Below are 22679 nucleotides of genomic sequence, written 5' to 3'. Positions count from 1 at the left end.
TTTATGATGCGCTTACGATAAACATATTGATTAATATAGGTTTACTGCATTTTTGAAAGAAGTTGAATTAATTAGGAGAACATATGCCTCAGTCTGAAGTCGTGGTATTAGCTAATTCTATTAAGCATGGTCAACATTGTGTCGCTGGAAAGTGTGTTAATACGGGGAAGTGGATAAGACCAGTTTCGAATTTACAAGGCGCAGAGTTAAGTCATCAACAAGCTAAAATACAAAACCCACATGGCATTTTTAATGTTAAGCCTCTTCAGAAGATTGGGAAGGGAACCCATACCCGGATGGCAAAGACAGAATGCCGCAGTGGGGGCTAGGAACCGCCAAAGTGAATACCTACAGCGCCAATTACTATTACCAACCAGATCATCCTTGGCTCAATTTGAATGCTAACTTTTGGTACACCGAGGCTGATCTGGCGCAATACAATGGACTTTGGGCGCTAGGAACCAATGCGGAGCAATATTTTCATGCATATCACAACGATCGCTCTGGTCTGAGCCTGACCAATGAAACCTTACTGACTCAGTGGCCAGTCAGGCTGAATTATGGTTTGGCTCAGCAAAATGAGCGTTTATCTCCCGAAGACGATGGGCAAACCCGTTTTACCAAGACGGTGACTTCCCGCCACGGAAAACGCACGGCGCAGAACCTGTTTGTAAATGCGGATATCGATTACTCGCCGTTGAGAGTTCAGCTTGGCCTCAATTTGCACAATGCCAAGTCAACCGATTATCAAACCAAGCAGCAGTTAGACTACAAGGAGAAGCTCGATCTGCTCAGTGAGTTCACCTACGCCTTAACACCCAGCACTCAGCTGTTTTTGAAATCCTCACGCACTTATCGTATGCCGAGCTTGTATGAAACGACGCTATCAAATGAGGTGTTCAGCTATAACCCATACAACCCGATCAAACCAGAACAAGCGTGGAACAATGAGGTTGGCGTGCAATTTATGGCGTCGGACAGTTTGCTGCAGGATGATCGTTTGAATCTGTCGGTGTCCTATTTCCGCAACAGTATTAAAGACTTCATTTCAGGTGGACAATTGGCGAAAACCCCGGGTATGTCTGAATGGCAGGCGAACTTTACCTTCACCAATTATGATAAGTTGCAACTCTCTGGTTGGGAGTTGGATGCCCATTACCAATATGCTTGGTTGTACACCCACTTCGCGGCGACCTTATACAGCGAGACAAAGATTTGTTCAGTTCAACAAGCGCAATACGCGGAGAGTGATACCTGTAATTCGCTTGGATTTGCATGGGGATTAACCCCAACGCGGATTCCGCCAAAGCAGAATTTGTACCTAAATGTGGGCACGAAATTCTTCAACGACACGCTCGATTCTGGGGTGAAAGTTTCTTATCACTCGGGCAAATAAAACCCTAGTGATTGGTTGGCGGGCACAGCGGCCAATCCGATCCTTGAAATCCCGTCCGATTACACGATTGATCTCTATTCACAGTACGAGTTGAATGCCAACACGCAGCTGTTCTTTGCGATCAACAACTTGACTGATCGTTATCAAGTGCGTCCGGGTTCTGTGGTCAGCATGCCTGATCCGGGGCGAACCATTACACTCGGATTTGAAATCTCTTACTAATCGAATCGTTTAAGTTTCGTGCTATAAAACAAAAATCCCGCCGTAGCGGGATTTTTTTATCGTCTATTTGTCTTTGCTTAACAAAGAAAAGAACCGCTTTCAATTACGCCAGCAGTTCTTTCGCTGTGTTCACCACATTGTCAACGGTGAAACCAAACATCTTGAACAGTTGATCCGCCGGTGCTGACTCACCAAACGTCGTCATACCGATGATCTTGCCGCCAAAACCAACGTACTTGTACCAGAAATCCGCGATACCCGCTTCAATAGCGATACGCTTAGTCACGGCCGCTGGTAGTACCGTTTCGCGGTAGGCGGCGTCTTGCTTATCAAACGCATCGGTCGATGGCATCGAAACTACGCGCACTTTCTTACCTTCTGCGCTTAGCTGCTCAGCGGCTTTCACTGCGAGTTCAACTTCAGAACCCGTCGCGATAAGGATAAGCTCAGGCTTGCCTTCGCAATCTTTCAGGATGTAACCACCTTTCGCGATATCGGCAACTTGCGTTTCGCTGCGTGGCTGCTGCGCGAGGTTTTGACGAGAGAAAATCAGCGCTGATGGGCCATCTTTACGCTCAATCGCCAACTTCCATGCGACGGCTGATTCCACTTGGTCACACGGACGCCATGTGCTCATGTTTGGTGTTAGACGCAGAGATGCGATTTGCTCAACCGGTTGATGGGTTGGACCATCTTCACCCAAGCCAATCGAGTCATGAGTGTAGACTTGGATGTTCTGAATCTTCATCAGAGCGGCCATGCGCATGGCGTTACGTGCGTATTCCATGAACATCAGGAAGGTTGCGCCGTAAGGAACGAAACCACCGTGCAACGCGATACCATTCATGATGGCCGTCATACCGAATTCACGTACACCGTAGTGAATGTAGTTACCCGAGAAGTCTTCCGCCGTGAGCGATTGAGAGCCCGACCACATGGTGAGGTTAGACGGTGCCAAGTCCGCCGAGCCGCCCATAAATTCTGGCAGCATTTTACCAAACGCTTCCAGCGCATTTTGTGACGCTTTACGTGACGCAATATTGGCTGGGTTGGCTTGAAGGTCCGCAATAATTTGACTCGCTTTCACTTCCCATTCTGCTGGCAACTCGCCGTTTACGCGGCGTTTGAACTCAGCGGCTTCGGCTGGGTAAGCGGCGGCGTAGGCTTCAAACTTAGCGTTCCAATCGGTTTCTTTCGCTTGGCCAGCTTCTTTGGCATCCCACTGCGCGTAAATGTCGGCAGGGATGTGGAAAGGTGCGTGCTGCCAACCCAGGAATTCACGCGCCGCTTTGATTTCCTCAGCGCCTAAAGGGGCACCGTGACAGTCGTGTGAGCCCGCTTTGTTTGGCGAACCAAAACCGATGATGGTTTTGGTGCAAATCAAGGTTGGACGAGGGTCTGCTTTCGCAGCCTCAATCGCTTCAGCGTTATGGCCATCAACCGCAGCAATAACATGCCAGCCGTACGCTTCAAAACGTTTTGGCGTGTCGTCAGAGAACCAGCCTTCCACATGACCATCGATAGAGATGCCGTTGTCATCCCAAAACGCAATCAGTTTGCCAAGACCCAGTGTGCCCGCCAGAGAACACGCCTCGTGCGAGATGCCTTCCATCAAACAACCATCACCCATGAACACATAAGTGAAGTGGTCAACGATGTCGTGACCCGGTTTGTTGAACTGCGCCGCCAGTGCTTTTTCAGCCATCGCCATGCCGACCGCATTGGTAATACCTTGGCCTAGTGGGCCCGTGGTGGTTTCAATGCCCGGCGCGTAACCGTATTCTGGATGACCCGGTGTTTTTGAGTGCAATTGACGGAAGTTTTTCAAATCATCAATCGACAGCGCGTAACCGCTCAGGTGCAGTAAAGAGTAAATCAGCATTGAGCCGTGGCCGTTCGACAGCACAAAACGGTCGCGGTCAGCCCATTGTGGGTTTTGTGGGTTATGGTTTAAGTGGCCACGCCAAAGAACTTCAGCGATATCGGCCATACCCATCGGTGCACCAGGGTGACCAGAGTTAGCTTGTTGAACACCGTCCATACTAAGAGCACGGATGGCATTGGCGAGTTCTTTATTAGAAACAAGGTTATGGGAAGACATGTCTGCTCCTGAGTGCATTAAGCGAATCCAAATTAACGGAAATGGGCTGAAAATAGCGCGGCTATTCTCTCAAAGCACTTTTCTCACTGCAAACGTTTTACTGGAGAAATAGTGCTCTTTGGCGCTTATTTTTAGGATAAAAAACCAAACTCCAATTTTTCATCTAAATTTAAGCAAACGTTTGGTTTACAGACAGGCGTAAAAATAACTTGTAATTCGACTATTCAAAACTAGAATAGACGTCTAGATGTAGAAACACCTACATAAACTAATGAATAACGATGGTGAGCAAAGCTTGCCATAGTCCAACGAATAAAAGTGGAGCTCCCATGGCTAAGCACCTGTTTACTTCTGAATCCGTTTCAGAAGGCCATCCAGATAAAATTGCAGACCAAATTTCTGATGCGGTTTTGGATGCGATTCTAGAACAAGACATCAAAGCGCGTGTTGCTTGTGAAACTTACGTGAAAACCGGCATGGTCATGGTTGGTGGTGAAATCACGACCTCTGCATGGGTGGACATTGAAGAACTTACTCGCCAAACCGTTCGTGAAATTGGTTACGTCAACTCAGAGATGGGTTTCGATGCCAATTCTTGCGCTGTTTTGAATACCATTGGTAAACAGTCACCTGATATCAACCAAGGTGTTGATAAGGCCGATCCTAAAGAACAAGGCGCCGGTGACCAAGGTATTATGTTCGGTTACGCGACCAACGAAACTGAAATCCTGATGCCAGCACCGATCACCTACGCTCACCGCTTGATGCAAAAACAAGCAGAAGTGCGTAAAAATGGCACGCTTTCTTGGCTACGTCCTGATGCAAAATCTCAAGTTACCTTCCAATATGACCAAGGTAAAATTGTTGGAATTGATGCCGTCGTTCTTTCAACGCAACATTGCGACTCTATCTCGACAGCTGACCTACGCGAAGGCGTCATGGAAGAGATCATTAAGCCTGTGTTGCCAGCCGAGTGGCTTAGCAAAGAGACCAAATTCTTCATCAACCCAACCGGTCGTTTTGTGATTGGCGGCCCAATGGGCGACTGTGGTTTAACTGGTCGTAAGATCATCGTTGATACCTACGGCGGCGCAGCGCGTCACGGTGGTGGTGCATTCTCTGGTAAAGATCCATCAAAAGTAGACCGTAGTGCAGCTTACGCGGCGCGTTATGTGGCGAAAAATATCGTGGCGGCTGGCCTTGCTGATCGTTGTGAAATTCAGTTGTCATACGCGATTGGTATTGCGGATCCAACCTCAATCATGGTCGAAACCTTTGGTACTGAGAAAGTATCCCAAGAGATCATCATTGAAGCGGTACGCCAGCACTTCGACCTACGCCCATACGGCCTACAAGAAATGCTCAATTTACTGCAACCGATCTACAAGAAAACTGCCGCTTACGGTCACTTCGGCCGTGAAGAGTTTCCTTGGGAAGCGACTGACAAAGCCGCCATCCTACGTGACTTTGCTGGCTTGAAGTAATTTTCAACCTAGTTTAAATTTGTAAGCCCTTGCTCATTCGCAAGGGCTTTTTTCTAGGAATGAATCTGTGCCTAATTTTGAGCTACATTACCGTGCGCAAGTAAAAGCAAAGCAGTGCATCACAACCGCTCGTCACTATTTTCAACACGACTTCCCTATGCCGAGTATCAACTATCAGTTGCGGGGAAAGGCGGCAGGTAAGGCTTATTTACAACGTTGGGAAATCAGACTGAATCCAGTGCTGTTTGCTGAAAATCAACGCGCCTTTCTCGATGAAGTGATCCCACATGAAATCGCCCACCTAATTACCTACCAGCGCTATGGTCGCGTTCCTCCACACGGTAAAGAGTGGCAGGCTGTGATGAATCAAGTGTTTCATTTACCAGCCAATACCACTCATCGCTTTGAAGTCTCTTCAGTGCAAGGCAAAACCTTTGAATATCGCTGCGCCTGTGCGCATTACCCGCTCACTGTCCGTCGCCACAATAAAGTGATGCGCAATCAAGCCACCTACCGCTGCCAACACTGTGCACAAACGCTCCATTTTACTGGCGTGCAGCTTTCCTAAATAAACTTTGGTTGCTGCTACTTGAATCCACAGCGGTGTGATTACACTCATCTGCAATTAACAACAAAAACATCATTTATTATTCTTTAATCTGAGTGTTAGACTTATAAAAACCATACTTATATCAGTCTAAATGATGTCCTATTTTCGCTTATTGCTTGTGAATAGCAGCTTAGCTCTGTTCTCGTTTTGTGCCCTAGCTGCGCCTCCCGCTTCCTTTTCTCAAGCTAAAAAAGAAGCATTGAAAATCTATCATGATCATCCAGTGAGCTTTTACTGCGGTTGTGACATAGCATGGCAAGGTAAGAAAGGCACGCCCGACTTACAAGCTTGTGGTTACCAAGTTCGCAAACAGCAAACTCGCGCCAGCCGCATTGAATGGGAACACGTCGTCCCGGCTTGGCAATTTGGCCACCAGCGTCAGTGCTGGCAACAAGGTGGGCGTAAAAATTGCACCAAAAATGATACTATTTTTCGTTCGATGGAAGCTGACCTCCACAACCTGACGCCGGCGATTGGCGAAGTCAACGGCGACCGTTCAAACTACAATTTCAGTCAGTGGAATGGCGTAGAAGGTGAAAGCTATGGCCGTTGTGAAATGCAGGTCGATTTTAAACAACGCAAAGTCATGCCACCCGATAGAGCACGTGGCTCAATTGCTCGTACCTATCTGTACATGAGCCAGAACTATGGCTTTCAGTTATCCAAATCCCAAACACAACTAATGCAGGCTTGGAATCGCCAATACCCAGCCGATGAGTGGGAATGCAAACGCGATCAGCGAATTGCCAAAGTTCAAGGCAACCACAACCCATTTGTACAGCAACAGTGCCGTTCATAAGGTACTTTTTGTGGGCCATTTTCGTGATTGAAACTCGCCCTTGCCTCTTGTTTTTTCAGTGTAAATCATCCATGTTAATGGCTATTCAACGTCAGGTAGGAACTATCCATGCGTATCCCTAGAATTTATCATCCGACTCCTCTTCAACCCTCAGCCATTATTGCTCTCAATGATGATGCGGCTGGGCATATTGGCCGGGTGTTACGCATGCAAGCGGGCCAAGAAGTACTGCTTTTTGATGGCAGTGGCGCGGAATTCCCAGCGGAAATTACCGAGGTCAGCAAAAAAAATGTACTGGTCAATGTGTTAAAAAGAGTCGAAAAAAGCTGTGAATCGCCTCTTAATTTACACCTTGGGCAGGTGATCTCGCGTGGAGACAAAATGGAGTTCACCATTCAAAAATCGGTCGAACTTGGCGTCAATACCATCACGCCTTTGATTTCTGAACGTTGCGGCGTGAAATTAGATGCCAAACGTTTTGAGAAAAAACTTGAACAGTGGCAAAAAATTGCAATCAGCGCTTGTGAGCAGTGCGGCCGCAATATTGTGCCGCTGATCCGCCCAATTATGCAGTTGCAAGAGTGGTGTGCCGAACCCAGTGATGCGCTCAAGCTCAACTTACATCCACGTGCGAAGTATTCGATTAATACCCTACCTCAACCTATCAATAAAGTCCGTTTGTTGATAGGCCCTGAAGGAGGCTTATCAGAATCAGAAATTAGCATGACTGAACAGTACCATTTTGAAGAAACCTTGCTAGGCCCACGCGTACTGCGTACTGAAACTGCGGCCTTAACGGCTATTACTGCTCTTCAAGTTCGCTTTGGCGATCTTGGCTAACCGGAGAAAAACAATGATTAAACTTGGTATCGTCATGGACCCTATCTCGTCCATTAACATCAAAAAAAATTCCAGCTTTGCCATGTTGCTAGAAGCGCAGCGTCGTGGTTATGAAATCCACTATATGGAGATGAATGATCTACACTTAGATCAAGGTGTCGCTTTTGCCGATACCAAAGTGGTGACATTAAAAGAAGATCCGAACGGTTGGTATGAGTTTTTATCTGAGCAAACTATTCCACTGGCTGATCTCGATGCAGTGTTGATGCGTAAAGATCCGCCGTTTGATACTGAATATATCTACGCAACCTACATTCTAGAACGAGCAGAAGAAGCAGGAACATTAATCGTCAATAAGCCGCAAAGCTTACGTGACTGCAATGAGAAACTGTTTACGGCATGGTTCCCTGAACTAACGCCAACCACCATAGTGACGCGTAAAGCGGAAAAAATTAAAGCCTTCCGCGCGCAACATGGTGATGTGATTTTAAAACCGTTAGACGGTATGGGAGGAGCATCTATCTTCCGCGTTAAAGAGGGAGATCCAAACGTATCCGTCATTATCGAAACATTAACTAACCACGGCCAAAACTACTGTATGGCGCAAACTTTTGTACCTGACATCAGCAACGGTGATAAACGTATTTTAGTGGTCGATGGTGAACCAATGCCTTACTGCCTAGCGCGAATTCCGGCACAAGGTGAAACCCGTGGCAATTTGGCAGCGGGTGGCCGTGGTGAAGCGCGTCCACTGAGCGAAACCGATAAGAAAATTGCTCAAACCATTGCTCCAACATTGAAAGAAAAAGGCTTAATCTTTGTCGGACTTGACGTTATTGGCGACAAGCTCACTGAGATCAACGTGACGAGCCCTACGTGTATTCGTGAAATAGAGGCCGCCTTTGATATCTCAATTACCGGTAAGTTGATGGACGCGATTGAGCGTCGAATCAACAAGTCATGCTGAACTGGGCAAACTCTTGCCCAGTAATTTGCGATAGGTTGGAGGCAGTATGAATCTTACAAATCATTTTTTAGTTGCCATGCCAAGTATGAGAGACCCTTACTTCAAGCACAGTGTTATTTACATCTGTGAACACAATGAAGATGGGGCGATGGGCTTGATGATTAATGTGCCGATTGATATCACTGTGGGCGGCATGTTAAACCAAGTCGATGTTGAGCCAAGCTACCCTAAGCTTCAACTTGATAGCCTAAAAAGGCCCGTATTGAATGGCGGTCCTGTTTCTGAAGATCGTGGGTTTATTCTACATCGACCGAAAGATCATTATGAATCCAGCATCCGTATGAGCGATGACATTGCCGTCACCACATCGAAAGATATTTTAGCGGTACTGGGCACGGATGCCGAACCAAGTCACTATCTTGTGGCTCTGGGTTATTCAGGCTGGGAGCCCGGTCAGCTTGAGTTAGAGCTGGCTGAAAATTCTTGGTTAACCATTGAGGCCGATCCAGAGGTTATCTTTAATACGCCCATTCACGATAAGTGGAATCAGGCGATTAAAAAATTCGGTATTGATCCCATCCAACTCTCAGCGCAAGCTGGGCATGCTTAACTTTTGCGGCTCTAACCTTTACGGCTCTAACTAGGCTACGCGCCTTTTTAGAGCCTTCGTTACACCATGCAAGATACTGATTATGACATCCAGAACCATTATGGCTTTTGACTTTGGCACCAAAAGCATCGGCAGTGCGATTGGCCAAGAAGTTACAGGCACCGCATCGCCACTTAAAGCCTTTAAAGCCAATGACGGAATTCCACATTGGCAAGAGATCGAAAAGCAGATCAAAGAGTGGCAACCCCATTTATTGGTGGTAGGGCTACCAACAGATTTGCACGGCAAAGCGTTGGAAACCATTACTCCGCGAGCCAAAAAATTTGCGCAGCGTTTACACGGGCGCTTTGGCTTACCCGTTGAGATGCATGACGAACGGCTTTCAACCCGGGAAGCGCGCGCCGACTTATTTGCCATGGGCGGCTACAAAGCACTGAGCAAAGGCAATGTCGATTGCCAATCAGCTGTAGTGATCTTAGAGAGCTGGTTTGAAGCGCAATGGGGCGCGTAACTTAACCTCGCGTAACTTAACCTCGCGTAACTTAACCTCACGCAACTTAACCTCACGTAACTTAACTTTAATACAGCGGTGCAACACAATCCCGAATCGAGTTCGGGATTGTTCGTCTTGAACTGCGACTATTCCATATCAATCTGCACGTTATCCAATGTGCCACTGCTGAGCCCTTCGCCACGCTTTGTTTTTAACATTAAACGTAAATCATTGGCGGAGTCGGCGCTGTGCAGTGCATCTTGTTCACTGATTTTCTCATCAACAACCAGTTGATACAGTGCTTGGTCAAAAGTCTGCATCCCCACTTCTTGTGATTTGCCCATCGTCGCTTTCAACTCGTGCAGATCACCGCGGCGGATCAAATCGGAAATTCGAGGACTATTGAGTAAAATCTCAAACACCCCATGTCGTCCCTTGCCATTTTTATCGCGGAGCAACTGTTGCCCAACGACACCTCTGAGGTTCATCGACAGATCAAATAAAAACTGCTCTTTTTGCTCTTTAGGGACCAAATGCAAAATTCGTTCAAGCGCTTGGTTAGCATTGTTAGCATGCAGCGTTGCCATACATAAATGACCGGTTTCGGCAAAGGTCATCGCATATTCCATCGTTTCACGTGAACGGATCTCACCAATTAAAATCATATCAGGAGCTTGGCGTAGCGAATTTTTTAGCGCTACTTCGTAACTCTCGGTATCCAACCCCACTTCTCGCTGGGTCACAATACAACGCTGATGCTCATGCACAAACTCAATCGGGTCTTCCACCGTTAAAATATGCCCAGTTCGGTGCGAATTACGATAACCCGTCATGGCCGCCATGGTGGTCGATTTGCCCGACCCCGTCGCGCCAACCACCAGCACCAGCCCACGCTTTGCAATCGAAAGATCTTGCAACACGCCCGGTAACTTTAATTCTTCAAAGGTGGGAATATGAGTTTCAATGCGGCGGATCACTGCACCGGGCAGCTCGCGCTGGAAAAAAGCACTGACACGAAAGCGGCCTATCTTTCTCACCACTGCAAAATTGGCTTCACGTGTGCGTTGAAATTCACGGCGGCGATCCTCATCCATCATGGCATCTAACAACGCCATCACCTGCGTTTGGGATAACTTTTCGCCGTGAGCTCTTAACTCACCATCGACGCGAAATAACACTGGCGCTCCTACGGTGAGGTACAAGTCGGAAGCTTTTTGAGTCAACATACCCTCAAGACATTGGTTCAGTTCCATGAGCTCTCTCTTAAAATGGTGATGAATTGACTTCCAGTTTTTTCTGCACTTCTTCTTGATCGACAATACCTTGCGCAATCAACTGTTTAGAATTCTGTTCCATGGTTTGCATGCCATGCGCCGCACCCGTTTGGATGATGGAGTACATCTGCGCAACCTTATCCTCGCGGATCAAGTTACGAATAGCTGGAGTGGCAAGCATAATTTCATGACACGCGACGCGGCCCCCACCTAAACGTTTTAGCAGCTTTTGCGCAATCACTGCTCGCAATGATTCAGAGAGCATTGAACGAACCATCTCTTTATCACTACCGGGGAAAACATCAATGATCCGGTCGATAGTTTTCGCCGCAGAGCTGGTATGTAACGTGCCAAACACTAAATGCCCGGTTTCAGCCGCGGTTAACGCTAAGCTGATGGTTTCTTGATCGCGCAGCTCACCGACTAAAATTACATCCGGATCTTCGCGCAGCGCCGAGCGTAGCGCCGCTTTAAAGCTGTGGGTATCTCGGTGCACTTCGCGTTGGTTAACCAAACATTTATTGTTGCTATGCACAAACTCAATGGGGTCTTCAATGGTTAAAATGTGTTTGTTGTGATGGGAATTAATGTAATCAACCATTGCTGCCAGCGTGGTCGATTTACCCGACCCTGTTGGCCCGGTCACCAGCACCAATCCTTTCTCATAATTGGCGATTTTATTAAAAATGTCAGGTGTTTGCAGATCTTCCAAGGTTGGGATCACCGTAGGAATCGTCCGGAAAACCGCAGAGCAGCCACGAGATTGATGGAAAGCATTGACACGAAAACGCCCTACATTAGGCAGCTCAAATGAGAAATCCACTTCCAGTTTCTCTTCAAATTCACTACGCTGAGCATCGTTCATGATCTCAAAAATCAAACGATGCACGTCAGCATGAGTAAAAGCAGGCACTCCGAGCTTTCTTACTTCACCATCTATCCGTACCATAGGTGGAACACCTGCAGATAGATGTAGATCCGAAGCGTTGTGCTTTACACTAAAATCCAGTAGCTCAGCGATATCCATTTAATTTCCTTAATAAAGTCAGGCTATGAGTAGTATTCAACAAAATATTGAACAGATCACTTCACAAATTGAAAGTGCACAACAAAAGTGTGGACGCGCTCGAGAGAGAGTGCAACTTTTAGCGGTCAGTAAAACCAAACCTGTCGAAGCGATTCTAGAAGCGGCGCGCGCTGGGCAACGTTTATTTGGTGAAAACTATATGCAAGAAGGCGCAGATAAAGCTCAGTACTTCAATACCTTGCACCCAGAACTGGATTTAGAATGGCACTTTATCGGCCCAATTCAGTCCAATAAATCGCGCATTGTGGCCGAGAACTTTACTTGGGTGCATACGGTGGATCGAAGTAAAATTGCCCAGCGTTTAAATGATCAACGCCCAGTGGGCATGCCACCACTACAGGTCTTGATTCAAGTCAACACCAGCGGCGAAAGCTCAAAATCAGGCATTAATGAACACGAAATAGTTGAGTTGGCAGAGTTGATATCCGCGCTACCTAACCTCACGTTAAGAGGATTGATGTCTATTCCTGAGAATGTGCCCAATTACGCTGCGCAACTTGCCGCATTTCAAAAACTGGCGAGCTTACAAGCGCAATTGTCTGAACGTTTTTCAGGGGTAGATACGCTCTCAATGGGCATGAGTGGCGACATGCAAGCGGCGATTGAAGCGGGTAGCACTATGGTGAGGATCGGCACCGCTATTTTTGGTGCGCGTGATTACGCTTAGCACAGGCTTATCTATCAATCACACAATAATCAATCAGCGACAAGCAATTAGAAGTCAGCAGATGCAGCAGAGAAACATCACTTTTATCGGTGCAGGCAATATGGCCAAAGCAATTATTGCAGGCTTAGTCGCCAGCGGTTATCCAGCTGATAGAATTACCGCGACCGCACCGTCAGAAACAAGACGCAAACCACTGGAAAGTGCGTATGGCATTCACACCACCAGCGATAATCTTGCCGCAGCGCAGCAAGCCGATGTGGTGGTACTGGCGGTCAAACCGCAGTTGATGGCCAGTGTCTGTCAACCTTTGCAATCCATTGATTTTAGAAATAAGTTGGTGATCTCCATTGCAGCCGGTGTTGCTGCGGCGCGCCTTAATGAGATGCTGGCGACCGAACTGCAACTAGTACGCGCCATGCCCAATACACCTTCGCTGATCAATCGAGGCATGAGCGGTCTATTTGCCACTCCAAGCGTATCAGAGCAAGACAAACGCTTTACCGCACAATTGCTACAAGCCGTTGGTGAAGTGTGCTGGGTTGAAAACGAGTCCGCCATTAATGGCATCATCGCCGCCGCAGGCAGTGCGCCTGCCTACTTCTTTTTGTTTATGGAAGCGATGCAAAATGAAGCCATCGCTCAAGGCTTTGATAAAGAAACGGCCCGTTTGTTAGTACAACAAGCGGCGTTAGGCGCAGCCGAAATGGTGGTGGCAAACCCTGAGATTGAACTCTCGACATTGCGTGAACAAGTGACTTCCAAAGGTGGCACCACCGCCGAGGCGATTGGCGCCTTTAACGAGCATCAACTTGCCAATATCGTTGCACAAGCGATGCAAGCGGCCGTGAGTCGTGCACAAGAAATGGAAAAACTGTTTTAATCCTAGTGGCGTTTCACTAAGCTATAGCGCAAAAGCGCAAACGACACTCTACTCATATTAAGGGCTAGTTATGAATTCAATGAGTTTTTTGATCTCCACCCTGTTTGATCTGTACATCATGGTCGTAATTTTACGCATTTGGTTACAAGCAGCGCGTGCCGATTTCTATAACCCATTCTCCCAGTTTATCGTCAAAGCAACGCAACCTGTGGTTGGCCCACTGCGCCGAGCGATTCCATCCATTGGTAGCCTAGATTTGGCCACGGTTCTCTTTGCGTACGTGCTGTGCGTATTGAAATTTATTGCCTTAATGCTGGTGGCATCAGGTGGTGCGGTTAGTTTTAGCGTCTACTTTTTATTCTTAGGCTTACTCTCGTTAGTCAAAGCCGCTGGCGGTTTACTGTTCTGGGTACTCTTGATCCGCGCCATTCTCAGTTGGGTTAGCCAAGGCCGCAGCCCGATTGAATATGTATTTCATCAATTAACCGAGCCGATGCTTGCGCCGATCCGCCGTATCCTACCAGCGATGGGTGGTTTTGATTTAAGTGTATTAGTGCTGTTTATTGTGCTGCAGTTTGCTAACTTCCTAATGGGCGATTTTATTGGCCCAGTATGGTATCAGTTGTAATGTCATCTGCTGTTTGGCAAGAGGGAGAGGATCTGATCCTCAAGCTCTATATCCAACCCAAAGCAAGCCGCGATAGTATCGTCGGCTTGCATGGTGAAGAGCTCAAAATTGCCATCACCGCCCCGCCTGTTGATGGCAAAGCCAACGCTCATTTAACCCAATTTTTGGCTAAACAATTTAAAGTCGCCAAAGGTTTAATCGAGATAGAAAAAGGGGAATTGGGACGCCATAAACAAGTCCGAATTCATTCACCTCAAGTGATACCACAGCCGATTGAAGCCATCTTGTGATGGCTTTTTATTTAGCCCACTCTGTTTTATAAGGAGCACCACATGCGTAAATGGATGATAGCGTTTGTTATAGCCTTTATTTCGCTACCCACACTCGCCGAGCAGTTTCAAACCATCAAGAATGTTGAAGTGCACTACTCAGCTTTCAACTCAACATTTTTAACGCCACAAGTGGCGCGCAGTTATCAGTTAAAACGTAATGGTTACTCGGCTATTTTAAACATCAGCGTATTAGATAACTCGGCCTTAGGTAAACCAGCTATGGAAGCGAAACTCAAAGGTAATGCGAAAAACCTAATCGGTCAGGTACGTGAACTTGAATTTAAACAATTCAAAGAGGGTAACGCGATTTATTACCTCGCTGAATTCCCCATTACCAATGAAGAGAATTTGAGTTTTGACATTGAGGTTGATGCGGGCTTAAAAGGCACCGGTAAGCTTAAATTCACCCAAAAATTCTACGTCGAAGAATAGAGAAACAGTGCAATGAAAAAAATAGTATTAGCCACAGGAAACCAAGGCAAAGTGCGCGAAATGGCTGATCTGCTGGTTGATTTCGGTTTTGATGTGGTGGCGCAAACAGAATTAAACGCCCCAGAAGCCGCAGAGACTGGCACCACCTTTATTGAAAATGCGATCATCAAAGCACGACATGCTGCCAAAATCACTGGCTTACCGGCGATTGCCGATGATTCAGGATTAGAAGTGGATTATCTGCAAGGTGCTCCGGGAATTTACTCGGCGCGCTACGCGGGTGAAAATGCCAGTGACCAACAAAACCTAGAAAAATTATTAGCGGCGATGGAAGGTGTACCAGACGAACAACGCACCGCTCGTTTTCATTGCGTGCTGGTTTTCATGCGTCACGAAAATGACCCAACACCACTTGTCTGCCATGGTACGTGGCAAGGTCGCATCTTGCACCAAGCGCATGGCAGTAACGGTTTTGGTTATGATCCGATCTTCTTTGTCCCTGAAGATAACTGCGCTTCAGCTGAACTGCTACCTGCACGTAAAAAGCAGCTTTCACATCGTGGCAAAGCGCTAAAAATGCTATTTAAAACCTTAAGCGAGCAAAATTCATAATGTTGCAACCACCCGCGCTGAGTTTGTACGTGCACATCCCCTGGTGTGTACAAAAATGCCCCTATTGTGATTTTAACTCTCACGCGCTAAAGCACGATATTCCTGAACGTGAATACATTGATGCGCTATTGGACGATCTCGATACCGATATCGCCAAATACCGCCTTGCAGACCATCCTCGCCCATTGCATTCCATTTTTATTGGCGGTGGTACACCGAGTCTTTTTTCTGCTGAAGGTATTGCTCGCCTGCTGCAAGGCATTGAAGCGCGTATTGCGTTTAAGCCTGGGATTGAAATCACCATGGAGGCCAACCCGGGCACGGTAGAGGCTGACCGTTTTGTTGGATATCGACAAGCAGGGGTGACGCGCATCTCGATTGGTGTACAAAGTTTTGAGCCACAAAAACTGGTACGTTTAGGGCGAATTCACGGTCAGCAAGAGGCGGTTAATGCCGCTCAATTAGCTCATCAAATTGGCTTAAACAGCTTCAACTTAGATTTGATGCATGGCTTACCCGATCAAAACTGTGAACAAGCGCTGGCCGATTTAGACAAAGCGATTGCACTAAACCCACCTCATCTTTCTTGGTATCAACTGACCATTGAACCTAATACGGTTTTCTACTTTAAACCGCCTACTTTGCCAGATGATGACGCACTATGGGATATTTTCGAGTTGGGTCACCAAAAATTGGCCGCCGCTGGGTACGTGCAGTATGAAATTTCTGGCTATAGCAAACCCGGCTATCAATGCCAACACAACTTAAATTACTGGCGCTTTGGTGATTATCTGGGGATTGGTTGTGGCGCGCATGGCAAACTCAGCTTTAGTGACGGACGTATTGTGCGTACCACTAAGGTGAAGCATCCGCGTGGCTATCTCAATTTACTCAAACCCTACTTGGATGACGAATTTGAAGTCGCCGCTGCGGATCGCCCTTTTGAATTCTTCATGAACCGCTTTCGCTTGATGGAAGCTTGTCCGAAACAAGACTTTGTTGAAACAACTGGATTAAGTTTAAGCGTGATTCAGCCAACGATAGATTGGGCACTAGCCGAACACTATTTAACGCAAACCGAAAGTCACTGGCAAATCACAGAAAAAGGAAAACTGTTTCTTAATGACTTGCTCGAATCCTTTATGGCTGACGACTAAAAAGATAAACCCAACAGAGATTGGCTAACCGAATCGGTAGCCAATCTTTTGCCAAAAGCACGGGCTGTCAGAGAATATTGAACTTAAAAGATAGAGCGACCAATACGCTCAGCCAAGAGTTCTAACATCTTAGTACCCGCTAAAGAATTACCTGACGCATCAAGCTCTGGCGACCAAACCGCAATCGTCATCTCCCCAGGAACAACCGCAATAATACCGCCACCTACGCCCGATTTACCCGGCATGCCAACACGATAAGCGAACTCTCCTGCGCCATCATACAAACCGCAAGTCGCCAATAAGGCATTGATCTGCTTGCTTTGTGTTGGCGTTACTATCGCTTCCTTGGTATGCACGGACACCCCTTTATTTGCCAGATAACTGAAGGTTTTTGCTAATTGAACACAGCTCATTTTAAGTGAACAAGCGTGAAAATAGTTGTGCAGTACCGGGATAACGTCATTATTGAAATTACCAAACGAGCGCATCAAATAGGCGATGGCGGCATTGCGATCGCTGTGCATCATTTCTGAAGCCGCCACCACTTTGTCGTATACGATGCCCTCCTCACCCGACAACTGACGTACAAACTCCAGTAAGCGCTGCCGAGGGGCTGATAAACGGCTATGCAGCATATCTGCCACCACAATAGCTCCAGCATTGATAAAAGGGTTACGCGGAATGCCCTGCTCCATTTCAAGCTGGATCATTGAATTAAACGCTTGGCCTGAAGGCTCTTTTCCGACACGAAGCCATAGCTCTTCTGGTTTATAGAGCATCATAGCGAGCGTTAAGCTCAAGGCTTTAGAGATGGATTGAATTGAGAATCCTTCCGTGGCATCTCCAGCCGAAATCACTTCACCTTGATTGGTGTAAACCGCGATCGCCAGCTTGTTATTCGGTACTTTGGCTAAAGCAGGAATGTAATCGGCGACTTTTCCTTTGCCGATCAGTGGGCGAACCTCACACAAAATATCAGCAAGCAGATTGGGTGTTAGCTTCATGGGTGACCTTACCTCGGGTGAGAAATGTTTTTCTCTATTTTTATAATGATTTTCGTAGGGCGCTAAGGCCGAAAAAGCCAACATTACAACAATGTTGGCTTTTCTTTAATCGCTAATTTTGTTGCAGCAACAAAAGTGAGTCGTTACGCGGTGCGTTTATATTTGATATCCCACACACCATGACCTAAACGGTGACCACGCGCTTCAAATTTAGTCAAAGAACGCTCTTCAGGACGAGGAATATAGTCACCTTCTGCGGCAATATTGGCAAAGCCCGGCGCTTGATTCATCACTTCAATCATATGCTCAGCGTAGTTTTCCCAGTCCGTCGCCATATGAAAGATGCCCTCTTCCATTTTTAGTTTTTGACGCACCATTTCCGCAAACTCTAACTGCACAATACGGCGCTTATGGTGACGTTTTTTGTGCCAAGGATCAGGGAAGAACAGTTGCAGTGTATGCAGGCTACCATCAGGGATCATGTGTTCAAACACTTCCACTGCATCATGGCACATCACGCGTAAATTAGTCACGCCAGCATCACGAGCAGCCGACAAACAGGCGCCAACACCTGGGCTATGCACTTCAATACCAAAAAAGTTTTTTTTCGGTGCATTTTTAGCCATTTCAACTAATGAAGCGCCCATACCAAAACCGATTTCTAAAACCACCGGGTTATCGTTACCAAAAACCGCCGCCCAATCGAGCAATTGTGGTTGGAAATCAATACCCATTGTTGGCCAACATTCATTCATTGCCGCTTCTTGGCCTTTGGTTAATCGACCCTCACGACGAACGAAACTACGGATTCGACGCAGTATTTTGCCTTCTTCGGTATATTCGTTGGTGGTTACTTCACTCATTGATCTTGCCTGCACATTGATTAATCAAAGCGGGGATTATCCAAAGAATTATTCTCGGTGCAAGTGTTATCGAAATAAACTTGTTGGATAAATCCACACAATTTGTCCGTTTTACAACGTCACATTTATGTGGTGCAATTTTGCTCCACTAAAACTATAAACCAAAGAGCCTGTCGTGACACCTTTCGCTAACGCCATTTTAAAATGGTATGACGCCTATGGGCGCAAACATTTGCCGTGGCAACAAAACAAAACGGCCTACAGCGTTTGGCTGTCGGAAATTATGCTCCAACAAACTCAAGTCGCCACGGTGATCCCTTATTTCGAACGCTTCATACAACGCTTTCCAACCGTGATTGATTTGGCCAATGCAGAACAAGACGAGGTACTGCACCTATGGACTGGCCTTGGTTATTACGCGCGTGCGCGCAATCTACACAAAGCAGCCAAAATAGTGGCCAGCGAATATGGCGGTGAGTTTCCCCTTGATATCGAACAGATGAATGCTCTACCGGGTATTGGCCGCTCAACCGCTGCGGCGGTGCTTTCTTCGGTTTATAAGCAGCCGCACGCCATTTTAGATGGTAACGTAAAGCGAACTTTAGCCCGCTGTTTTGCTGTCGAAGGCTGGCCGGGGCAAAAAAAAGTTGAAACTCAATTATGGCAACATGCCGAACAAAATACGCCAGCGCAAGATGTTGATAAATATAACCAAGCCATGATGGATATGGGGGCGATGGTCTGCACACGTAGCAAACCGAAATGTACACTCTGCCCAGTTGAATCTTTTTGCATCGCCAATAAACAAAATAACCCACTCGATTATCCGGGCAAAAAACCAAAAACAGACAAACCAACCAAACAGACTTGGTTTGTGATGCTGCACCATAACCATCAAGTATGGTTAGAACAGCGCCCTCAAAGTGGCATTTGGGGGGGGGTGTTTTGCTTTCCTGAAAACCCTAATAGCGCCATCGAAGATCAACTTGATCACAGAGCCATCAAAGAGAGCACTATCGACTCTATTCGCCCACTCATCGCTTTTCGCCACACGTTTAGCCATTATAATCTAGAGATCACACCGATCTTGGTGGAGTTATCTCAACAACCGAACATCATCATGGAAGCAAGCAAAGGTCTTTGGTATAACTTAGCCCAACCGAAACAAATCGGCTTAGCCGCTCCTGTAAAACAGTTGCTAGAAAGCCTTCCATTTGAAATTAACCCTTAAAACACCGAAGAGGAAGTGACCATGAGCCGCACTGTATTTTGTGCTCGACTAAATAAAGAAGCCGACGGTTTGGATTTTCAACTGTACCCAGGTGAATTGGGTAAACGTATTTTTGACAACATCTCAAAAGAGGCTTGGGCACAATGGCAGCATAAGCAAACCATGCTGATCAACGAGAAAAAACTCAATATGATGGACCCTGAACATCGTAAATTACTGGAAACCGAAATGACCAACTTCCTATTTGAAGGAAAAGAGGTCCATATCGAAGGTTACACGCCACCAAGCAAATAAGAGATACCTTATTTATTTCGAGGATAATCAATGACATCATAGTAAACGCTCTGATGTCATTTTTGTATTAGGAAGATAATGAGAAAGCTGACTTACTTTTTTATTGCAATGCTACTTGCAGGTTGTAGCCGAGAATTAGTTGAACGCATCTACAGCGTCGACTATGAGACGACCAACCGTTTTGCCAAAAACTTAGCGCAACTACCTGGGCAATTTGTCAAAGATACCGCCGCCTTAGACACGCTAATCAGCAGTTTTTCTGGCAACATTGAGAAACGTTGGGGCACTAAAGAAATCAAAGTCGCCGGTAAAAGCAACTATGTGAAATATATTGATAATTACCTGAGTCGCTCTGAAGTTAATTTCTCTGCGGGAACTATCATTATCGAAACAGTTTCCCCAACTGACCCCAAAAAACATCTGCGCAATGCCATTATTACCACCTTGCTCACGCCTGATGATCCCGCACACGTTGACCTTTTCTCTTCACAAAATATCGAATTGAATGGTCAGCCATTTTTGTACAACCAAGTGCTTGATCAAGATAAACAACCGATCCAGTGGGGTTGGCGCGCGAATCGATTTGCTGATTATCTTATTGAAAATAAATTAAAAGTTAAGAACGTTGATTTCAAAAAAGCCTACTATGTGGAAATTCCTATGGTAGCGGATCATGCCTCTAAACGAGGTTATAAATACGCCGACATCGTGCACCGAGCCTCGAAAAAATATAACATTCCCGAAGATCTGATCTACGCGATCATAAAAACGGAAAGTAGCTTTAACCCCTACGCCGTCAGTTGGGCCAATGCGTATGGCCTGATGCAAGTGGTTCCTAAAACCGCAGGTCGAGATGTCTTTAAACTGGTCAAAAATAAATCTGGTGAGCCCAGCCCTGAATATCTGTTTGATCCAGAAAAAAATATTGATACGGGAACGGCCTATTTTTATATTCTGAAAAACCGCTACCTCAAAGAAGTCAGCCATCCAACGTCACTCGAATACAGTATGATTTCGGCCTACAACGGCGGCACAGGAGGAGTACTCAATACCTTTAGCAAAGATAGAAAGCGAGCGATGAGAGACTTAAATTCACTGCAACCCAATCAAGTCTATTGGGCGCTGACCCAAAAACACCCTAATGCTGAATCGAGAAGGTACTTAGAAAAAGTAACAAAATTCAAAAAGGAATTTAACGCGGGTGGATAAAAAAGCGCAGCTTTGTCTAAATTCCCAGCAAACAAACCGTTTTTTCAAAAAATTTCCAAAAAGCAGTTGACGATTGAAGGGAAAATCCGTTTAATAGCGCTCCGTTGCCCGGATAGCTCAGTCGGTAGAGCAGAGGATTGAAAATCCTCGTGTCGGTGGTTCGATTCCGCCTCCGGGCACCACAAATTAAATTGTTGGTGCTGTTGGTGCTTTTGTTAAAGTAGCAGCAAGCAATAAATAAAGTGCGCCGACTTAGCTCAGTAGGTAGAGCAACTGACTTGTAATCAGTAGGTCACCAGTTCGATTCCGGTAGTCGGCACCATTTATTGCCTCGATAGCTCAGTCGGTAGAGCAGAGGATTGAAAATCCTCGTGTCGGTGGTTCGATTCCGCCTCGAGGCACCATTATTTGGTGCGAAGTCTTAGACTTACACAGATAATTCCCCCTTAGTTCAGTCGGTAGAACGGCGGACTGTTAATCCGTATGTCGCAAGTTCAAGTCTTGCAGGGGGAGCCACTTTTAAAGCCAAGTCTAACGACTTGGCTTTTTTTATTGCCTGTCATATTTATCCAACCCCTTCTACCTCTACAGCGATTACCTCTACAACGATTACCTCTACAACGATTAAGTTATGAATAGGTCCATTTTCCGTCAAAAACTAAAACAAGTTCGGTGAGTTTGCTCCTTTAGTGTAACCAAACGGATAAACGTGTGTTTTTCAACGCGATTTTATTCGCTATTTGCTCCATTCAAAGCTCCTATTTTCTTTTCAACGCTTCTTTCACTATCTAATCTGACACTAATTTTTAACGAAAATGGGCAAAAACGAGTCACTAAGTATAGAAAAACAACAAACGACATTTTTTTTGCATTTTACTGTTGACGTTAAATGCGAAAAACCTTTTAATACACCCCGTCGCCCGGATAGCTCAGTCGGTAGAGCAGAGGATTGAAAATCCTCGTGTCGGTGGTTCGATTCCGCCTCCGGGCACCACAGTTTCTAAATTGTTGGTGCCTAGCACAGACAATAAATTTAAAGATAAAAATGTGCCGACTTAGCTCAGTAGGTAGAGCAACTGACTTGTAATCAGTAGGTCACCAGTTCGACTCCGGTAGTCGGCACCATTCTTTAAAACCTGTTCCCCCTTAGTTCAGTCGGTAGAACGGCGGACTGTTAATCCGTATGTCGCAAGTTCAAGTCTTGCAGGGGGAGCCACTTTTCATCAATGAGCACTGCTTATTGATTCGGCGCCGACTTAGCTCAGTAGGTAGAGCAACTGACTTGTAATCAGTAGGTCACCAGTTCGATTCCGGTAGTCGGCACCATTTATCTGCATAAGATAAGCAAATATTCTGTTCCCCCTTAGTTCAGTCGGTAGAACGGCGGACTGTTAATCCGTATGTCGCAAGTTCAAGTCTTGCAGGGGGAGCCACTTTCTAAAGCCAAGTTTTCAAACTTGTCTTTTTTTGTGTCTTGCGTATGCTCA

At 46.3% G+C, this 22679-nt stretch carries 25 protein-coding genes and 9 tRNA genes; 29 read left to right on the top strand and 5 right to left on the bottom strand.

Going from position 1 to position 22679, the window contains the following annotated elements:
* Positions 1-83 precede the first annotated feature (83 nt).
* The 3 genes from VOR_RS19290 to VOR_RS19230 are packed head-to-tail and all read left to right on the top strand — an operon-like array spanning position 84 to position 1618.
* On the top strand, positions 84-329 hold the full coding sequence (locus VOR_RS19290) for a dual OB domain-containing protein (RefSeq protein WP_010320656.1): 246 nt from the start codon (positions 84-86) through the stop codon (positions 327-329).
* Positions 311-1396 carry a TonB-dependent receptor domain-containing protein gene (locus tag VOR_RS18060; protein WP_350303906.1) on the top strand — a complete coding sequence of 362 codons (1086 nt, stop codon included), beginning with the start codon at positions 311-313 and terminating at the stop codon, positions 1394-1396. Before VOR_RS19290 ends, VOR_RS18060 begins: the two co-directional genes overlap by 19 nt.
* A 15-nt stretch (positions 1397-1411) precedes the next feature.
* On the top strand, positions 1412-1618 hold the full coding sequence (locus VOR_RS19230; protein WP_350303905.1) for a hypothetical protein: 207 nt from the start codon (positions 1412-1414) through the stop codon (positions 1616-1618).
* Positions 1619-1721: 103 nt separating this feature from the next.
* On the opposite strand, the gene tkt is transcribed toward VOR_RS19230, so the two are convergent.
* On the bottom strand, positions 1722-3719 hold the full coding sequence (tkt, locus tag VOR_RS0115760; protein ID WP_010320655.1) for a transketolase: 1998 nt from the start codon (positions 3717-3719) through the stop codon (positions 1722-1724).
* Between the two features lie 329 nt (positions 3720-4048).
* On the opposite strand from tkt, the gene metK reads away from it, so the two are divergent.
* The 7 genes from metK to ruvX all read left to right on the top strand — a co-directional run bounded on the left by metK (position 4049) and on the right by ruvX (position 9540).
* The gene (gene metK / locus VOR_RS0115755) at positions 4049-5203 is read left to right on the top strand and encodes a methionine adenosyltransferase (RefSeq protein ID WP_010320654.1); all 1155 of its coding nucleotides are present in this window, start codon (positions 4049-4051) and stop codon (positions 5201-5203) included.
* 67 nt (positions 5204-5270) lie between these two features.
* Positions 5271-5771: a SprT family zinc-dependent metalloprotease gene (locus VOR_RS0115750; RefSeq protein ID WP_010320653.1), complete on the top strand. Its 501-nt coding sequence runs from the start codon at positions 5271-5273 to the stop codon at positions 5769-5771.
* A gap of 133 nt (positions 5772-5904) precedes the next feature.
* Positions 5905-6612 carry a deoxyribonuclease I gene (endA, locus tag VOR_RS0115745; protein WP_013857813.1) on the top strand — a complete coding sequence of 236 codons (708 nt, stop codon included), beginning with the start codon at positions 5905-5907 and terminating at the stop codon, positions 6610-6612.
* Positions 6613-6720: 108 nt separating this feature from the next.
* The gene (gene rsmE / locus VOR_RS0115740; RefSeq protein WP_010320651.1) at positions 6721-7452 is read left to right on the top strand and encodes a 16S rRNA (uracil(1498)-N(3))-methyltransferase; all 732 of its coding nucleotides are present in this window, start codon (positions 6721-6723) and stop codon (positions 7450-7452) included.
* 13 nt (positions 7453-7465) lie between these two features.
* Positions 7466-8419 carry a glutathione synthase gene (gene gshB / locus VOR_RS0115735; RefSeq protein WP_010320650.1) on the top strand — a complete coding sequence of 318 codons (954 nt, stop codon included), beginning with the start codon at positions 7466-7468 and terminating at the stop codon, positions 8417-8419.
* Between the two features lie 46 nt (positions 8420-8465).
* Entirely contained in the window at positions 8466-9029 is a 564-nt protein-coding gene (locus tag VOR_RS0115730; RefSeq protein WP_010320649.1) for a YqgE/AlgH family protein, read from the top strand.
* Positions 9030-9111: 82 nt separating this feature from the next.
* Complete coding sequence (gene ruvX / locus VOR_RS0115725; RefSeq protein ID WP_010320648.1) at positions 9112-9540, top strand: Holliday junction resolvase RuvX; 429 nt, start codon at positions 9112-9114, stop codon at positions 9538-9540.
* A 128-nt stretch (positions 9541-9668) separates the two neighbouring features.
* Here ruvX and VOR_RS0115720 read toward each other — a convergent pair whose 3' ends face one another.
* Together VOR_RS0115720 and VOR_RS0115715 are read right to left on the bottom strand one after the other, a co-directional pair.
* A complete protein-coding gene (locus tag VOR_RS0115720) occupies positions 9669-10775 on the bottom strand; it encodes a PilT/PilU family type 4a pilus ATPase (protein ID WP_010320647.1) in 1107 nt (368 codons plus the stop codon).
* 10 nt (positions 10776-10785) lie between these two features.
* Positions 10786-11823 (bottom strand): type IV pilus twitching motility protein PilT, encoded by a 1038-nt coding sequence (locus VOR_RS0115715; RefSeq protein WP_010320646.1) that lies wholly within the window; start codon positions 11821-11823, stop codon positions 10786-10788.
* A gap of 25 nt (positions 11824-11848) precedes the next feature.
* On the opposite strand from VOR_RS0115715, the gene VOR_RS0115710 reads away from it, so the two are divergent.
* The 7 genes from VOR_RS0115710 (at position 11849) to hemW (ending at position 16591) form a co-directional block, all read left to right on the top strand.
* A complete protein-coding gene (locus tag VOR_RS0115710; protein WP_010320645.1) occupies positions 11849-12550 on the top strand; it encodes a YggS family pyridoxal phosphate-dependent enzyme in 702 nt (233 codons plus the stop codon).
* Between the two features lie 61 nt (positions 12551-12611).
* The gene (gene proC / locus VOR_RS0115705; protein WP_010320644.1) at positions 12612-13430 is read left to right on the top strand and encodes a pyrroline-5-carboxylate reductase; all 819 of its coding nucleotides are present in this window, start codon (positions 12612-12614) and stop codon (positions 13428-13430) included.
* A 70-nt stretch (positions 13431-13500) separates the two neighbouring features.
* Entirely contained in the window at positions 13501-14058 is a 558-nt protein-coding gene (locus tag VOR_RS0115700; RefSeq protein ID WP_010320643.1) for a YggT family protein, read from the top strand.
* The gene (gene yggU, locus VOR_RS0115695; protein ID WP_010320642.1) at positions 14058-14348 is read left to right on the top strand and encodes a DUF167 family protein YggU; all 291 of its coding nucleotides are present in this window, start codon (positions 14058-14060) and stop codon (positions 14346-14348) included. The genes VOR_RS0115700 and yggU overlap by 1 nt, the downstream gene beginning before the upstream one ends.
* Before the next feature lie 42 nt (positions 14349-14390).
* On the top strand, positions 14391-14822 hold the full coding sequence (locus VOR_RS0115690; RefSeq protein WP_010320641.1) for a DUF4426 domain-containing protein: 432 nt from the start codon (positions 14391-14393) through the stop codon (positions 14820-14822).
* 12 nt (positions 14823-14834) lie between these two features.
* Positions 14835-15434, top strand: a complete 600-nt coding sequence (locus VOR_RS0115685; protein WP_010320640.1) for an XTP/dITP diphosphatase — start codon at positions 14835-14837, stop codon at positions 15432-15434.
* Positions 15434-16591 (top strand): radical SAM family heme chaperone HemW, encoded by a 1158-nt coding sequence (gene hemW, locus VOR_RS0115680; RefSeq protein WP_010320639.1) that lies wholly within the window; start codon positions 15434-15436, stop codon positions 16589-16591. Before VOR_RS0115685 ends, hemW begins: the two co-directional genes overlap by 1 nt.
* Positions 16592-16674: 83 nt before the next feature.
* Here hemW and glsB read toward each other — a convergent pair whose 3' ends face one another.
* Both glsB and trmB read right to left on the bottom strand, forming a co-directional pair.
* Positions 16675-17595 (bottom strand): glutaminase B, encoded by a 921-nt coding sequence (gene glsB, locus VOR_RS0115675; protein ID WP_010320638.1) that lies wholly within the window; start codon positions 17593-17595, stop codon positions 16675-16677.
* 143 nt (positions 17596-17738) lie between these two features.
* Complete coding sequence (trmB, locus tag VOR_RS0115670; RefSeq protein ID WP_010320637.1) at positions 17739-18458, bottom strand: tRNA (guanosine(46)-N7)-methyltransferase TrmB; 720 nt, start codon at positions 18456-18458, stop codon at positions 17739-17741.
* Between the two features lie 175 nt (positions 18459-18633).
* Here trmB and mutY point away from each other — a divergent pair, with 175 nt between their 5' ends.
* The 12 genes from mutY (at position 18634) to VOR_RS0115610 (ending at position 22625) form a co-directional block, all read left to right on the top strand.
* Positions 18634-19689 (top strand): A/G-specific adenine glycosylase, encoded by a 1056-nt coding sequence (mutY, locus tag VOR_RS0115665; protein WP_010320635.1) that lies wholly within the window; start codon positions 18634-18636, stop codon positions 19687-19689.
* A gap of 21 nt (positions 19690-19710) precedes the next feature.
* Positions 19711-19983 (top strand): oxidative damage protection protein, encoded by a 273-nt coding sequence (locus tag VOR_RS0115660; RefSeq protein WP_010320634.1) that lies wholly within the window; start codon positions 19711-19713, stop codon positions 19981-19983.
* 78 nt (positions 19984-20061) lie between these two features.
* Positions 20062-21192 (top strand): membrane-bound lytic murein transglycosylase MltC, encoded by a 1131-nt coding sequence (mltC, locus tag VOR_RS0115655; protein ID WP_010320633.1) that lies wholly within the window; start codon positions 20062-20064, stop codon positions 21190-21192.
* A gap of 106 nt (positions 21193-21298) precedes the next feature.
* A tRNA-Phe gene (locus tag VOR_RS0115650) sits at positions 21299-21374 on the top strand.
* Positions 21375-21438: 64 nt separating this feature from the next.
* Positions 21439-21514: transfer RNA gene (locus VOR_RS0115645), tRNA-Thr, on the top strand.
* 6 nt (positions 21515-21520) lie between these two features.
* Positions 21521-21596, top strand: a tRNA-Phe gene (locus VOR_RS0115640).
* A 36-nt stretch (positions 21597-21632) separates the two neighbouring features.
* Positions 21633-21708, top strand: a tRNA-Asn gene (locus VOR_RS0115635).
* 402 nt (positions 21709-22110) lie between these two features.
* Positions 22111-22186: transfer RNA gene (locus VOR_RS0115630), tRNA-Phe, on the top strand.
* Between the two features lie 55 nt (positions 22187-22241).
* A tRNA-Thr gene (locus VOR_RS0115625) sits at positions 22242-22317 on the top strand.
* A gap of 15 nt (positions 22318-22332) precedes the next feature.
* A tRNA-Asn gene (locus VOR_RS0115620) sits at positions 22333-22408 on the top strand.
* A gap of 34 nt (positions 22409-22442) precedes the next feature.
* Positions 22443-22518, top strand: a tRNA-Thr gene (locus VOR_RS0115615).
* Positions 22519-22549: 31 nt separating this feature from the next.
* Positions 22550-22625, top strand: a tRNA-Asn gene (locus VOR_RS0115610).
* Positions 22626-22679 lie beyond the last annotated feature (54 nt).

This window comes from Vibrio ordalii ATCC 33509 (assembly GCA_000257205.1).
GTDB lineage: Bacteria > Pseudomonadota > Gammaproteobacteria > Enterobacterales > Vibrionaceae > Vibrio > Vibrio ordalii.
This window is presented reverse-complemented; position numbering and strand designations above follow the sequence as displayed.